Below are 13,884 nucleotides of genomic sequence, written 5' to 3'. Positions count from 1 at the left end.
TCGGACGATGATGAAAACCGAACGTCCGTTATGGGGCCGGGGCATTATGGTGTCGCCCCAGCATTTTCAACAGCAGGCTGCGTATGCCGCCTGGGCTGCGGAAGCGATTGCCCGGATGGGCCTCAACCACCCCTGGGGAGTGGTTGAGGCGACCTTCGAACCAGAGATGCTCAAACTGGGACGCCTGCAGGCTCACAGGCTGCAGGTCCGGTTCCAGGATGGCACGATGATTGATACGGACAATGCCGATGCGCTGCCGCCGGCTTTGTCGCTGGAGGGCGAATCCCGCACGGGAGTGGTGATGCTGGCGCTGCCTCTGATGAAGGCCAATGGCGGCAACTGCCTGAAGCCTGACGATGTGGCCGACAGGCCGGTGCGCTTCCGGCAGCGCTGGCGCGATGTCCGCAACCAGTTCGGGGATGATACCCGGCAGATTGCCGTCATGCAGCCGGAGCTGTCGCTCCGTTTCGCCCATCAGGATAACAGCGATTACCTGACCTGTCCGGTGGTACGCCTGCTGCGGGATTCGCAGGGGGCCTGGCTCATCGACGAGACGTTTCTCCCGCCGCTGCTGCAGATTCAGGGCAGCCGCTGGCTGGCGACGCAGCTTGAACTGCTGCTTACTCAGCTCCGGGCTCGTCTGACGCGCCTGATGGCCATGCGTCGCGAGAGCAATGAACGGATGGCTGATTTTGCCGTGGCCGATGTCTCTCTGTTCTGGTTGCTGAACGCGCTGAACAGCGCTGAGCCGGTGCTGGGTTATTTTCTGCGTTACCGGCAAAGCCCGCCGGAACGCCTCTATCCGGAGCTGGCGCGCCTGGCTGGCAGCCTGCTGACCTTTTCGCTGACCCATCAGGCGAATGCCGTCCCGATCTATCAACATGACCAGCTGAACGCGGTTTTTCCGCCGCTGTTTGATTTACTCAGCGACCTGCTGGAGGCGAGCCTGCCGTCGCGGGTGGTAGCGATTGCCCTGGAGCATGATGCCCGGCTGCACTTCTGGCAGGCGCGTCTGCACGATGCCCGGCTGCGGGAAGGGGCGGATTACTATCTGTCGGTTCGTTCGTCGGTACCGGTCGCCCAGCTGCAGGAACAGTTTCCGCGGCAGTGCAAAGTGGGCAGTCCGGATCATGTCAAAGCCATCGTCAACTCCTCGCGGACAGGGGTGCCCCTGACGCCATTGCGTCATGTGCCGGCGGCGATCCCGCTGCGTCTGGAAAACCAGTATTTCAGCCTCGATGTGTCCCATCCTCTGGCGACGGAAATGCTGCAGAGCGGTACCTGTATGTTCTACGTCCCGGGGATGCTCGGCGAGCCTGAACTTGAACTTTTTGCGGTGCTACGAACGTGAATGAACGTCAACGCGGCAACGCCGCGTCCATTGATATTGATGCGCTGCTGCAAAACACCTGGCTGCAGGTTATCAGCCTGCGCCATGGCCCGCAGTTCCGCGATGAGGAGGGGTACACGCTTTGGCAGCGCTGTATTGCTGATGTCGAGCGCGTGCAAACTGAGCTGAAGGCGAGCGGGCTTGATGACGTCAGCTGTCAGCATATTCTCACCGCCCAGTGCGCGCTGCTCGATGAAGTCGTGAAAGGGCGCGGCGTGGAGGATGATGCCTGCCTGCAGTGGTATGACATTCCGCTGCAGGGGCATTTTCTCGGCACCATGGACGCCGGCGACACCCTGTGCGAGCGGATGCGCGAGGTTCTGCATGATCCGACGCCCGACCTGGCTGTGGTCACCTGTTTTCAGCGGGTGATGCAGCTGGGTTTTGTTGGCAGCTTTCGCTCCCTCAACGACCCGGAGCGCCTGAAGCTGGTCAACGCGCTCAGTGAACATGTCCCGCCTTTCCGTTGTCCGCAGGGCGCTCCGGTGCTGATAGAGAGCCGCGCCGGACTGGGGATAAGCGGCTGGTTGGCCTCCTGGCCGGTACGTGCAGGGCTGAGCGTGGCGGTGATCGTGGCTCTGTGGTGGGGATTGAACCACTGGCTCGATCATCTGCTGCTGACCCTGCTGCCGGGGGAGGGGAAATGAGCCCCGCCCAGCAGCGCGGGCTGGCGCTGTGGGCAGGTTTGCTGAGCGCGCTGGTGTGCCTGCTATTTTTGCCGGTTCCTCGCTGGGGGGCGTGGCTCATTCTGCTGGTCACGCTGGCCCTGATTATCGCGATCTTGCGTATTGCCCGTCGTGGTGCCGAACGTCAGGTCACGTCAACCCTGCACGAACTTCCGGCGATCGCTTATCGCCAGCCGGTAGTCCTCGTTTGCGGCGATCTGCCGTGTGTCTGGCCGCAGCCGTCCCCGGTGCGGGTCGTCAAACAGGGCTGCTGGATCCGGGTGGAAAAGACGGAGGAGCTGCCGCAGGTTGCGCGCCAGATATTAAGCCAGCGACCGGAGTGGGGGTCTCAGCTGTCGGTGCTGCTCTGCGTCTGCCCGCAGCGGCACGCGCAAAGCGACGCGCTGACCAGCGCCCTGCTGGCCCTGCGCTGGCAAATCAGCCAGCTGCGTCAGCAGACGGGGTATGCCGTACCGCTGGCGCTGCAGGGGCAGGTGGGCAGCGCGATGAGCCCTAGTCTGCTCTGGCAGGCGGCGATCCCGGGTGAGGCGGTGAAAGTCTGGCAGCCCTCCTGCTCCCCCTGTTCTGTGTCGACCTGGTTGAGCGTCGGCGGTGCGGCGGCGCTGCAGCAGCAGGTGTTAATGAACAGCCTGATGGGCTGGTTCGAACGGCACGTCCTTACCGTGTTAACGGAGGAGAATGCCGACCTGCCACCCCTGACCCCAGCGGCCGTACTTTGGGGGATCGGACCCACCCATGCCGGGAGCCTGGCGTCGTCGGCATGGACGAGGTGGTTATCCCGGCATACCGGCCTGACGCGGGTAGCTGGCTGGCAGCCAGGCGAGACCGACACCCCGGATGCGTCATCCTTGCCGGATTTCATCCTGTCGCAGTTACCGGCGGGACGGGGGCTCACGCCACGGGGCAGGGCCGGGCGCGCGGCGCTCGCTATTTTCACTCTTGCGGCTGTCGCCGCGCTGCTCAGCAGTGGCTGGAACAATCGACAACTGCTGCAGCGCGTGGGCGTCGATATTGCCCGTTATGAGCGGATCGCGATGGATGATTATGGGGCAAAAGCCAGCGCAGTCAGGGTGCTGCGTGAAGATGCCGCGCTGCTGGATAGCTGGGCGCGTAACGGCGTCCCGCTGCGCCTGAGTCTTGGCTTATATCGCGGGGAGCGGATTCGCCTGCCGTTGCTGGAGGCTATTCGCCGCTACGTGCCGCCGCCACCGCCCCCTAAGCCGGTGCAGCGCGTCGCGCCGCACGTCATCCGCCTTGACAGCATGTCGCTGTTCGATACCGGGAAATGGGTACTGAAACCCGGTTCGACAAAGCGGCTGGTCCACTCGCTGGTGGACATTAAGGCCAGGCCCGGGTGGCTGATCGTAGTGGCCGGCCACACCGACAGCGTCGGTGAGGAAAAAGCCAACCAGTTATTGTCGCTGAAACGCGCGGAATCGGTCCGCGAATGGATGCGCGATACCGGCGACGTGCCGGATAGCTGCTTTGCCGTTCAGGGCTATGGCGAAAGCCGCCCAATTGCAACAAACGACACGCCGGAAGGCCGGGCGCTGAACCGACGTGTCGAAATCAGTCTGGTGCCGCAGGTCGACGCCTGCCGGTTACCGGACAAACCCTCTGCGTCATCCCAGGATGATGGCGCTTCACTACACAATGGAGAGTAATTCCATGGCAATTCCTGTTTATCTTTGGCTGAAAGACGACGGCGGCGCGGACATTAAAGGGTCTGTCGACGTTCAGGATCGTGAAGGCAGTATCGAAGTGGTGGCCCAGGAGCATAACCTGTACATCCCGACCGATAACAACACCGGCAAACTGACCGGCACGCGGATCCATACGCCTTTCCTGTTCACCAAGGAGATCGACTCCTCCAGCCCCTACCTGTACAAGGCGGTGACCACCGGTCAGACCCTGAAATCCGCCGAGTTCAAGTGGTATCGGATCAACGATGCTGGCCAGGAAGTGGAGTATTTCAACACCACGCTTGAGAACGTCAAGGTGGTGAAAGTGAATCCCCTGATGCACGACATCAAAGACCCTGCCTACGAGAAGCACAACCATCTGGAACAGATCGAGCTGCGCTACGAGAAGATCATCTGGACCTATAAAGACGGCAACATCATTCATTCCGATAGCTGGAACGAACGCGCTACCGCGTAATTGCCCGTCATTCTTCGCGCCGGAGGTGCGTTGGCGGCGTTCGCTCACCCCGGTCGCATCGTTATCTATGCGACCGGGGAGTAAGGAGGGCCATCGCCTGATGCGGACAGCGTTTCTCTGTCCGCCGTTTTTTGCTGAATGCCTGAGATGCGGGTACTCAGCAAAGAAAAACACAATCTGCCTGCCTGACCCTGTGCGCTATGGGTTCCTGTTGGGGAACAGCGACGGGCGGTAGCGTGTCCGGAACCAATAAAGAGAGGATCTCATGGAAAATCCAGCCAGCCTGTTACGCCGTCTTAATCCCTGCTGTGCCCGCGCGATGGAGGGGGCGGCCTCGCTGTGCCAGTCCCGGGCGCACGCTGAGATCCTGCCCGAGCACTGGCTGCTCAAGCTGCTGGAACAGGGGGAAGGCGATCTGACGGTGCTGGCGCGGCGCTACGAATGGGATATGGATGCGCTATGGCAGGATCTGCTTAGCTGGCTGGATAAACAGCCGCGCTCGGTACGTCATCGTCCTCAGCTATCTGGCGCTATCCTGAAGCTGATGCAGGAGGCCTGGCTGATTGCCTCGCTCAGCGGCGAAGCGCAGATCCGCAGTGTTCACCTGTTGATGGCGCTGGTAGCAAAACAGAATCTGATCCAGTGCGATGGCCTGTGGCCGCTGTTAACCCTGGGCCAGAGCCAGCTGGAACGCCTGCGCCCCCTGCTGGATACCCAGTCCGACGAACGTCCGCAAGCGCAGCAGGAGGCGGCGCTGGCGCAGCGTCATGGCGGGGACGTGGAGTTTGTGGGGCGTCCTGCGGACGGGGTACCGAACGCGGATGGGCCCAACCCGGCGCTGCAGAACGCCCTCGACAAATTTACTCTCGACGTCACTGCCAAAGCCAGAGACGGGCAGATTGACCCGGTGTTCGGACGTGATACGGAAATCCGCCAGATGGTGGATATTCTCTCCCGGCGTCGTAAAAACAACCCGATCCTCGTCGGTGAACCGGGCGTGGGCAAGACCGCCCTGGTGGAAGGCCTGGCGCTGCGCATTGCCGAAGGCAACGTCCCCGACGCGCTGAAGCCGGTGTCGGTGCGCACCCTCGACCTCGGATTGCTGCAGGCCGGCGCCGGGGTCAAAGGCGAGTTCGAGCAGCGGCTGAAAAATATCATTGAGGCGGTGCAGCAGTCGCCTGGGCCGGTGCTGCTGTTTATCGACGAGGCGCACACGATTATCGGCGCGGGCAATCAGGCCGGCGGGGCGGATGCCGCCAACCTGTTGAAGCCGGCGCTGGCCCGGGGGGAACTACGGACCATCGCCGCCACCACCTGGCATGAATACAAGCAGTACTTCGAGCGCGATGCCGCGCTGGAGCGCCGCTTTCAGATAGTCAAGGTGGATGAGCCGGACGACGACACCGCCTGCCTGATGCTGCGCGGCCTGAAGCCCCGGTATGCCCACCACCACGGGGTGCATATCACGGATAACGCGGTGCGTGCCGCCGTGACGCTGTCACGACGCTATCTCACCGGCCGCCAGCTGCCGGACAAGGCGGTGGATTTACTCGACACCGCCTCCGCCCGCCTGCGCATGAGCCTTGATACCGTGCCAGAGCCGCTGACCCGCCTGAAGGCGCAGCTCACCGCGCTGGCGATGGAGAAGCAGGCGCTGCTGGAGGATATCGCGCTGGGCAACAGCGCCCACGGCGAACGGCAGGCGTTCATTGAGCAGGAGGAGAACCGCCTTATCCTGGCGCTGGATACCCTCGAAACCCAATATGGTCAGGAGCTGCAGCTGACGGAGGCGCTGCGGGCATGTCGTTGCGATATCTCCCGCCAGGGGGAAATCAACGACCTGCAAAACGCGCTTACTGTCGCCCAGCACGGCAATCCGCTGCTCGGGCTGGATGTCGACGTCCGCACCGTGGCGACGGTGATTGCCGACTGGACCGGCGTGCCGCTCTCCTCGCTAATGAAGAATGAGCAGACGGAGCTGCTGAGCCTGGAAGAGAGCCTCGGCAAACGGGTGGTTGGCCAGGAGGCGGCCCTGAGCGCTATTGCCCGGCGCCTGCGCGCCGCGAAAACCGGCCTGACGCCGGAGAACGGTCCACAGGGGGTGTTCCTGCTGGTCGGGCCGAGCGGCACCGGCAAAACGGAAACGGCGCTCGCCCTCGCCGATGCGCTGTTCGGCGGCGAGAAAGCGATGATCACCATCAATCTCTCCGAGTACCAGGAACCGCACACCGTCAGCCAGCTGAAGGGTTCTCCGCCGGGCTACGTCGGCTACGGCCAGGGCGGGATCCTGACCGAGGCGGTGCGCAAACGCCCCTACAGCGTGGTGCTGCTCGATGAGGTGGAGAAGGCCCATCGCGATGTGATGAACCTGTTCTACCAGGTCTTCGATCGGGGGGTAATGCGCGACGGCGAGGGGCGTGAAATCGACTTCCGCAACACCGTGATCCTGATGACCGCCAACCTTGGCAGTGACCTGCTAATGCAGCTGCTGGATGAACAGCCTGAGGCCAGCGAATCAGACCTGCACGAGCTGCTGCGCCCGGTACTGCGCGGTCACTTCCAGCCGGCGCTGCTGGCCCGCTTCCAGACGGTGATTTACCGTCCGCTGCCGGCGGCAGCGCTGCGCGCCATTGTCGGCATGAAGCTCGGGCAGGTGAGTCAGCGTCTGGCTTGCCATTACGGGATGACCACCACCCTCAGCGAGAGCCTGTTCGACGCGCTGACCGAGGCCTGCCTGCTGCCGGACACCGGCGCCCGCAACGTCGACATTCTGCTCAATCAGCAGATCCTGCCGGCGCTGAGTCAGCAGCTATTGAGCCATATGGCGGCGGGGCATAAACCGAACCATGTGACGCTGGGGTATCACGAAGAAGAAGGCATCGTGATGGCGTTTGACGAGGGGGCAATCGCCGATGAGTAGCGTGAAATCGTTGTTGTTCAGCCACAACCACCATCTGCTTTCGGTGAAGGGATGTGAAGCCGGGCTTGATGTGCTGGCGTTTGAGGGCGATGAAGCCCTGAGCCAGCCGTTCCGCTATCGTATCGAATTCACCAGCGCAGACCATGCCATCAGCAAAGAGATGATGCTGATGAAGGCAGCCTCCCTGACGCTGCAGGCGCCGGTGGCTCAGGGCTTCGGCATCAATGTTCAGCAACCCGTGCGGGTGATCCAGGGCGTGGTGACGGGGTTCGAACGGCTCGGCACCTCCAGGGATGAAACGCACTACGCGCTGACCCTCCAGCCGCGCCTGGCGCTGCTTAACCGCTCGCACCAGAACGCCATTTATCAGGACCAGTCCGTTCCGCAGATTGTGGAAAAAATCCTCCGCGAGCGCCACGGCCTGCGCGGTCAGGATTTTCTGTTCTCACTGACAAAAACGTATCCGCGCCGTGAGCAGGTGATGCAGTACGGCGAGGATGACCTGCGCTTTATCACACGTCTGCTGGGTGAGGTGGGGATCTGGTTTCGCTTTACCGCCGACACGCGGCTGCACATCGACGTCGCGGAGTTCTGCGACAGTCAGCAGGGCTATGAGAAGGGGCTGACGTTGCCTTCGGTCCCGCCGTCCGGGCAGCAGTCGGCGGGGGTGGACGCGGTGTGGGAGATGGCATGCCGCCACCTCGTCGTGGAGCAGCAGGTCAGTACCCGCGACTACAACTACCGCGAGGCGACGGCTGACATGAACGCGCAGGTGGATGTCACCCGCGGGGAGACCACTACCTTTGGTGAGGCTTACCACTGGGGAGATAACTACCTGACCGCCGGGAATGTCCATGACCGCCATCCGGCGCCGGAGACCGGGGCGTTTTACGCCCGGCTTCGCCATGAGCGTTATCTGAACGGCCAGACCCGGATGCAGGCCACCACCAGCTGCCCGACGCTCTGCCCGGGTCAGGTGCTGAAGGTGACCGGCGGAGAGGAGGTGGCTGGAGAGTTTGCTGATGGCGTGCTTATCACGGCGATGCACAGCCACGCCCGGCGCGATGCCGACTTTGCGGTGGAGTTTGCCGGCATACCGGACAGCCCGGACGTCGGCTACCGGCCCGAGCCCGGCGCGCGCCCGGTGATGGCCGGGACGCTGCCGGCCCGCGTAACCAGTACCCGGGAAAACGACACCTACGGGCATATCGACAAACACGGGCGCTACCGGGTGAATATGCTGTTTGACCGGGCGTGCTGGGAAACCGGGTTCGAGAGCCTGTGGGTCCGCCAGTCGCGGCCGTATGCCGGAGACACTTACGGCCTGCACCTGCCGCTGCTGGCGGGGACGGAGGTGGCGATTGGCTTTGAGGACGGTAACCCGGACCGGCCGTACATCGCCGGCGTGCTGCATGACTCGGCGCACGGCGACCACGTCACCATCCGCAATGACAAACGTAACGTCCTGCGCACCCCGGCCAACAACAAAATCCGCCTCGACGATGAGCGTGGGAAAGAGCATATCAAGGTGTCGACGGAGTATGGCGGCAAGAGCCAGCTGAATCTGGGGCACCTGGTGAACAGCGACAGGCAGCCGCGCGGCGAAGGCTTTGAGCTGAGAACCGACAGCTGGGGGGCCATCAGGGCGCAGAAGGGTATTTTTATCAGCGCGGACGGACAGGCGCAGGCCCAGGGGCAGGCGCTGGATATGGAGCCGGCGGTCAGTTTGTTGAAAGGCGCGCTGAATCAGATAACCGAATGGGGCAGTATTGCCCAGGTTCATCATAATTATTCACCGGACGCAGATTCACTGAGAGAGTTTGTTAACGGTGCCAGTAACCTGAAAGAAGCGGCTTTATTGATGGCTGCTCCCAGAGGGGTTGCTTCTGTTACCCCTGATATTGCGCTAATGCACAGTGGTAAAGGCCTCTACCTGCAAAGTCTGGGAGAGGTCAATATTGCAACCGCGCAGCGCCACTCAGTAAACGCCAGTAAAGCGATTTCGCTACTCTCACAACAGGAAGGGATCCGGCTGGTCTCGGCGAAAGGACCACTTGAAGTAGAATCACACGCTGACACACTCTCCCTTACGTCACTGAAAGACGTCACGGTTCAGTCAACACAAGGTCACCTGCAGCTAACGGCAAAAAACGGGATCACTATTGCATGTGGCGGCGCTTACATCCAGTTGACACCTCAGGGAGAAATTAAGGTTCATGGCCCTGGACTGTTAAGCCTTAAAGGGCAGCACAACATGGAAGGACCTGCGAGCCAGGATTTCCCGTTGCCTGAACTACCATCATCGGTCTGCAAAGATTGTCTGAAACGGGCACAGGAAATCGCTCAGGGTTTTGTTCCAAGGGAGATGTAAAAGATGGATTTCGTTTCTCCGTGGATGGACAAAATCAGAACAACCTGCCAGCGTGCCGAGATAGACCATGTTGATGTGATAATCGATCAGTGTGCTGTTAATTTCTCTGTCCTGCCCGCACTTACTACTTTCAGTAACCCTATGATGTGGCAGTCGCTATATCAAGGGTTACCTGAGGATATGTATCCTGAGGATGCGCCTGTGCTGGTTCGGGTGGATCTATCGGACGCTGAACATGTTCAGTGGCTACATAACCTTGCAGCAGAAATGATGGAATCGGCTCCCCTGCTGATATGCGGTTCTTGCTGGTCGTTTGAACAGCTTGCTGATTGGCTCAGGGATTGTGTTGATGCGCAACATGAAGGTCGGGAGGGGATTTTCCGTTTCTGGGATACCCGTATTTTTCCTTTCTTGTTCAGCCACATTCTTGATGCTGAGCAGCAAAAGCAACTGCTGATACCGGTCTTATTCTGGACATGGCTCGATTGTGACTATCAGTCTTCCATTCGGTTGGGGAGTGGTGAAATCCCGGAATCTGACAAGTCCGTGGTGCAAATCGAATTTACCGATAGCCAGTTTGAGAAACTCATGTGTGTCAGTGATACGAGCCAGTTTCTGAGATACGAGAGTGTGCCAGAAGGGATGTTTACTAACCGGCAAGCCGAATTTACAGCCTGTTATGAGGCGATGCTGACCGCAACAGAGCAGAGAATTGTTTTTGATGATAAGCGCAATGACTGGGTTATGGCGCAGGTTATTTCAAATAACTCTGTTACCTGATTAATCCCTCACAAGGAGTGTTAAATGAAATCTCCCTTTCTCTTTTTAGTTGCAGAGATATTTCTGTTAACGGGCTGTAATCAGCCTGCTGAATCAGATTCAGTCAGCGGCGGTGGTGGAACCATCGAGGCCATTAACCATACCCACTGGGCCATCAACCACTATAGTTTCAACGGGCAGTCCGGTGTCGATATTATCGGCCCGTGGCAGGGAGGAGGCGGTGCGGGTTGCTTTGGTGTGCCTCCAAAATGGGAACCGGGAATGACGGTAAAAATTGAGTGGGAAACAGGAGAAGCTTCAACAGATGGCTTTCCAGGATACGATCATTGGGATGAGTATCTTGAATGGGAAAAAAATAAAAGCAAGTTATGTAGAGCACAGTGCAATAGTGCCTGTTCCTGATTATAACGGCCAAAAAACCTGTGGCATCAAAATACACTTCCTTCCGTGCGACAAGATAAAAGTGACAACCAGTTGTTACGATTACGGTAATCCGAATTACCCGATTAAGGATCCGATTAAGATGGAGGAGCCTGAAGTATGTCCAAAATAAATTCAGGGCTGCCAGGGCATGGTTAGCTCCTTTTGACACATGGCTGGGATAGGAACCTGTAATCTCTCATTATCCCCTAAGCAAAGGAATGTTAAATGAAATCTCCCTTTCTCTTTTTAGTTGCAGAGATATTTCTGTTAACGGGCTGTAATCAGCCTGCTGAATCTGATTCAGTCAGCGGCGGTGGCGGAACCATTGAAGCTATCAACCATACCCACTGGGCCATCAACCACTTTAGTGTCAACGGGCAGTCCGGTGTCGATATTATCGGCCCGTGGCAGGGAGGAGGCGGTGCTGGTTACTTTGGTGTGCCTCCAAAATGGGAACCGGGAATGACGGTAAAAATTGAGTGGGAAACAGGAGAAGCTTCAACAGATGGCTTTCCAGGATACGATCATTGGGATGAGTATCTTGAATGGAAAAAAAAAATAAAAGCAAGTCATAAAGAACACATTGCAGTAGTACCGGTTCCTGACTATAACGGCCAAAAAACCTGTGGCATCAAAATACACTTCCTTCCGTGCGACAAGGTAAAAGTTGCAACCAGTTGTTACGATTACGGCAATCCGAACTACCCGATTAAGGATCCGATTAAGATGGAGGAGCCTGAAGTATGTCCAAAATGAACCCAGACTTAACATGGTATCCACCTCACTTTCCAATACAAGGGCGTTTACCAACAGATACAGCAGCAACGAAGCGAAACTGTAAACAGCAGGACAGCCATGAGCTGGCATACCGGAATGAGCTCTGTCACGCTGCGGGTAAAATCGTAGAGCCGCCTTGCTGTAAAACTCTGCATATCAGTTTATTTTTTGATGGTACAGGAAATAACTTAAATAACGATCTGTATATTGCCAGTCCTAAGCATACAACAAATATTGCTCGTTTGTTTCGTGCAACTATCGGTCAGGGTTATGCTGGTGGGGTTCAGGGACATACTGAAGAGTTGGTTGATTTAGCAGGAACGTCAGGCAACAAATATTATAAATATTATATCCCTGGGGTTGGCACACCTTTTCCAGAAGTTAATGACCTTGATTATAGTACGCCAGGCCTGGCTTTTGCGACCTACGGTGAAGAACGCGTCAACTGGGGGCTGCTACGGATTATTGACGCACTCAGAAGAACATCGGGTTTAACCGAGATTTCTGATGCCGAGTGTTATGCCGCCGTCAACCGAATGACATCATATCTGGGATCGGACGGGCCAGACAGGCGTTATACCGTGTTTAATGAACTTTTAAAGGCCGCGGATCTTGCACCTAAACTGAAGCAGGCAGTTATACAGCCAGAACCCGGAAAACCGAAGTTATTAGGCATTAAATTATATATCTATGGTTTCTCCCGCGGTGCAGCAAGTGCGCGAACATTTGTGAACTGGCTATCCGAGTTGCTGCCGGGGGGCAGGAGAAAGGGAAGTAAACCTGAGCTTTGTCTGAGGTCGGGTGACGTAAAAATCCCCTTAAGTATTGAATTTCTTGGCCTGCTCGACACTGTGGCATCCGTTGGCATTGCAAATATCGCGCCATTCGCAGAAGGGCATATGGGCTGGGCTGATGACACCATGGAATTACCGGATAATGGGCTGATCAAAAAATGCACTCACCTCGTTTCATCCCACGAACAAAGACTTTGTTTCCCGCTGGATTCAATCTGCCGCAGCGACGGAACTTACCCAAGTTATGCTACGGAAGTGGTTTATCCTGGAATGCACTCCGATATTGGTGGGGGGTATCCTCCGGGAGATCAGGGAAAGGCTGTTGGAGATGATGATGGTAATTTATTATCGCAAATTGTTTTGCATGATATGTATATTTCTGCATTTAATGCAGGAGCGCCTTTGAAAGTAAAAAGAGAATCATTACCGAATGATTTACGAAAAGACACATGGAGGATGTTGGGTGCAGATCAATTACTTGAATTTGAAGTTTCACCTGATTTAAGTTCACGATTCAATGCTTGGCGAGAGCTTGCTCTTAATTTATCTTCAGATAATGCTGAAGCATCTACTGATGCGTTCCAATATAACCCCATTCGTGCAAGTTCAAATGTCATTACAGCTCTAGAAAATCAACTCGGCTGGATTACGGCATGGCGTATCGGGCGATATGTAAACGGCGCTTATAAATCTCAAGGATTTTACAAATCTTCAGGTGCCGAGTGGCAAAATAAAGACTCTGACCCGGCCACTCTGGCTGCATCTAAGGCTGAGCAAGAACGGAAACAAAAAGAGGTGGATGATGCGCGCCTGAGAGCAATCGTGGATAATAGGTTCAAAAATAAAAAATTCATACCATTACCTCCAGGGCCAAAAAATTTTGACCCAGCTATCGCTCAGGTTCAGCTAAGACAGGCGGCAGAAGAATTCAATGCCGATTATCATTCTAAGCCACGCCCTGTTACGGGGAACTGGAAATATACGGTGTCTCAGCAATTATCTAATGTGATGTATGCCTTCAGTGAGAATGATTTCTCTGTTGAGTATGAACGCATCAAAAGTTCAGGTGACAGTTTATTTTACAAACTGTTTCCTAAACAATCTGCTGGAGAACCCGCTCAAACGCCAGACAGTCTGGTCAGATCATTATTTGACGATCAGGTTCATGACTCACGTGCCTGGTTTATGCACGCTACCTTTGGTGACAGAGAACCCTGGGGAAGTTACTTCCTTTATCGGATGATTTTTTTTGGTGAGTTGATGAGTAAAAATGTCTCATTGATCGCTAAATATGGCCGGTTTGTTGAAGGTCAACTTAAATCAGCGATAAAAGGAGCCAGTCTCACTTTTGACAATACGACTATCAACAGTAATATTTCGAATGAAATTACATCTGGTATTAAACAAGTGATTTCTATCACCCCTACTTCGGCAAGTGCGCCTGAAATTATTAATGCAGAATCTATTATTCAACCTGCAATGACAAATGGAATTGCGCCATTGGGTAGCCAGACACGTAAAGCCCTGGATGCTGCGAAACTCGCCGAAACCAAGGCTGATATTCTTAAAATATGGTGATGGTT

Annotated in this window: 9 protein-coding genes and 1 pseudogene; all 10 read left to right on the top strand. The window is 56.8% G+C overall.

Features of this window, described 5'->3' with window-relative positions:
• Positions 1-7 precede the first annotated feature (7 nt).
• The 10 genes and pseudogenes from tssK to ABLX76_RS00295 all read left to right on the top strand — a co-directional run bounded on the left by tssK (position 8) and on the right by ABLX76_RS00295 (position 13,879).
• On the top strand, positions 8-1,351 hold the full coding sequence (gene tssK, locus ABLX76_RS00340; protein WP_072420330.1) for a type VI secretion system baseplate subunit TssK: 1,344 nt from the start codon (positions 8-10) through the stop codon (positions 1,349-1,351).
• A complete protein-coding gene (gene tssL, locus ABLX76_RS00335; RefSeq protein WP_065882145.1) occupies positions 1,348-2,037 on the top strand; it encodes a type VI secretion system protein TssL, short form in 690 nt (229 codons plus the stop codon). The genes tssK and tssL overlap by 4 nt, the downstream gene beginning before the upstream one ends.
• Positions 2,034-3,740, top strand: a complete 1,707-nt coding sequence (locus tag ABLX76_RS00330; RefSeq protein WP_261901522.1) for an OmpA family protein — start codon at positions 2,034-2,036, stop codon at positions 3,738-3,740. Before tssL ends, ABLX76_RS00330 begins: the two co-directional genes overlap by 4 nt.
• A gap of 4 nt (positions 3,741-3,744) precedes the next feature.
• Positions 3,745-4,236, top strand: coding sequence for a type VI secretion system effector Hcp (gene hcp / locus ABLX76_RS00325; RefSeq protein ID WP_023289393.1), 492 nt, complete (start codon positions 3,745-3,747; stop codon positions 4,234-4,236).
• 265 nt (positions 4,237-4,501) lie between these two features.
• Positions 4,502-7,156: a type VI secretion system ATPase TssH gene (tssH, locus tag ABLX76_RS00320; protein WP_348873706.1), complete on the top strand. Its 2,655-nt coding sequence runs from the start codon at positions 4,502-4,504 to the stop codon at positions 7,154-7,156.
• 1 nt (position 7,157) lies between these two features.
• Positions 7,158-9,527, top strand: coding sequence for a type VI secretion system tip protein VgrG (gene vgrG / locus ABLX76_RS00315; RefSeq protein ID WP_348873872.1), 2,370 nt, complete (start codon positions 7,158-7,160; stop codon positions 9,525-9,527).
• A gap of 3 nt (positions 9,528-9,530) precedes the next feature.
• Positions 9,531-10,307, top strand: coding sequence for a DUF4123 domain-containing protein (locus ABLX76_RS00310; protein ID WP_065882150.1), 777 nt, complete (start codon positions 9,531-9,533; stop codon positions 10,305-10,307).
• A 24-nt stretch (positions 10,308-10,331) separates the two neighbouring features.
• Positions 10,332-10,860, top strand: a pseudogene (locus tag ABLX76_RS00305) (DUF3304 domain-containing protein).
• Between the two features lie 95 nt (positions 10,861-10,955).
• Complete coding sequence (locus tag ABLX76_RS00300; RefSeq protein ID WP_065882152.1) at positions 10,956-11,486, top strand: DUF3304 domain-containing protein; 531 nt, start codon at positions 10,956-10,958, stop codon at positions 11,484-11,486.
• Positions 11,474-13,879: a DUF2235 domain-containing protein gene (locus ABLX76_RS00295; protein ID WP_065882154.1), complete on the top strand. Its 2,406-nt coding sequence runs from the start codon at positions 11,474-11,476 to the stop codon at positions 13,877-13,879. Before ABLX76_RS00300 ends, ABLX76_RS00295 begins: the two co-directional genes overlap by 13 nt.
• The last annotated feature ends 5 nt before the right edge of the window (positions 13,880-13,884 follow it).

It is taken from the genome of Klebsiella sp. JB_Kp004 (genome assembly GCF_040065795.1).
Classification (GTDB): Bacteria; Pseudomonadota; Gammaproteobacteria; order Enterobacterales; family Enterobacteriaceae; genus Klebsiella; species Klebsiella quasipneumoniae.
This window is presented reverse-complemented; position numbering and strand designations above follow the sequence as displayed.

What these genes read in the sequence shown, in the direction of transcription:
- tssK (WP_072420330.1), top strand. Translation starts at nt 8, where the DNA reads ATGATGAAAACCGAACGTCCGTTATGGGGCCGGGGCATTATGGTGTCG.
- ABLX76_RS00330 (WP_261901522.1), top strand. Translation starts at nt 2,034, where the DNA reads ATGAGCCCCGCCCAGCAGCGCGGGCTGGCGCTGTGGGCAGGTTTGCTG.
- hcp (WP_023289393.1), top strand. Translation starts at nt 3,745, where the DNA reads ATGGCAATTCCTGTTTATCTTTGGCTGAAAGACGACGGCGGCGCGGAC.
- tssH (WP_348873706.1), top strand. Translation starts at nt 4,502, where the DNA reads ATGGAAAATCCAGCCAGCCTGTTACGCCGTCTTAATCCCTGCTGTGCC.
- ABLX76_RS00310 (WP_065882150.1), top strand. Translation starts at nt 9,531, where the DNA reads ATGGATTTCGTTTCTCCGTGGATGGACAAAATCAGAACAACCTGCCAG.
- ABLX76_RS00300 (WP_065882152.1), top strand. Translation starts at nt 10,956, where the DNA reads ATGAAATCTCCCTTTCTCTTTTTAGTTGCAGAGATATTTCTGTTAACG.
- ABLX76_RS00295 (WP_065882154.1), top strand. Translation starts at nt 11,474, where the DNA reads ATGTCCAAAATGAACCCAGACTTAACATGGTATCCACCTCACTTTCCA.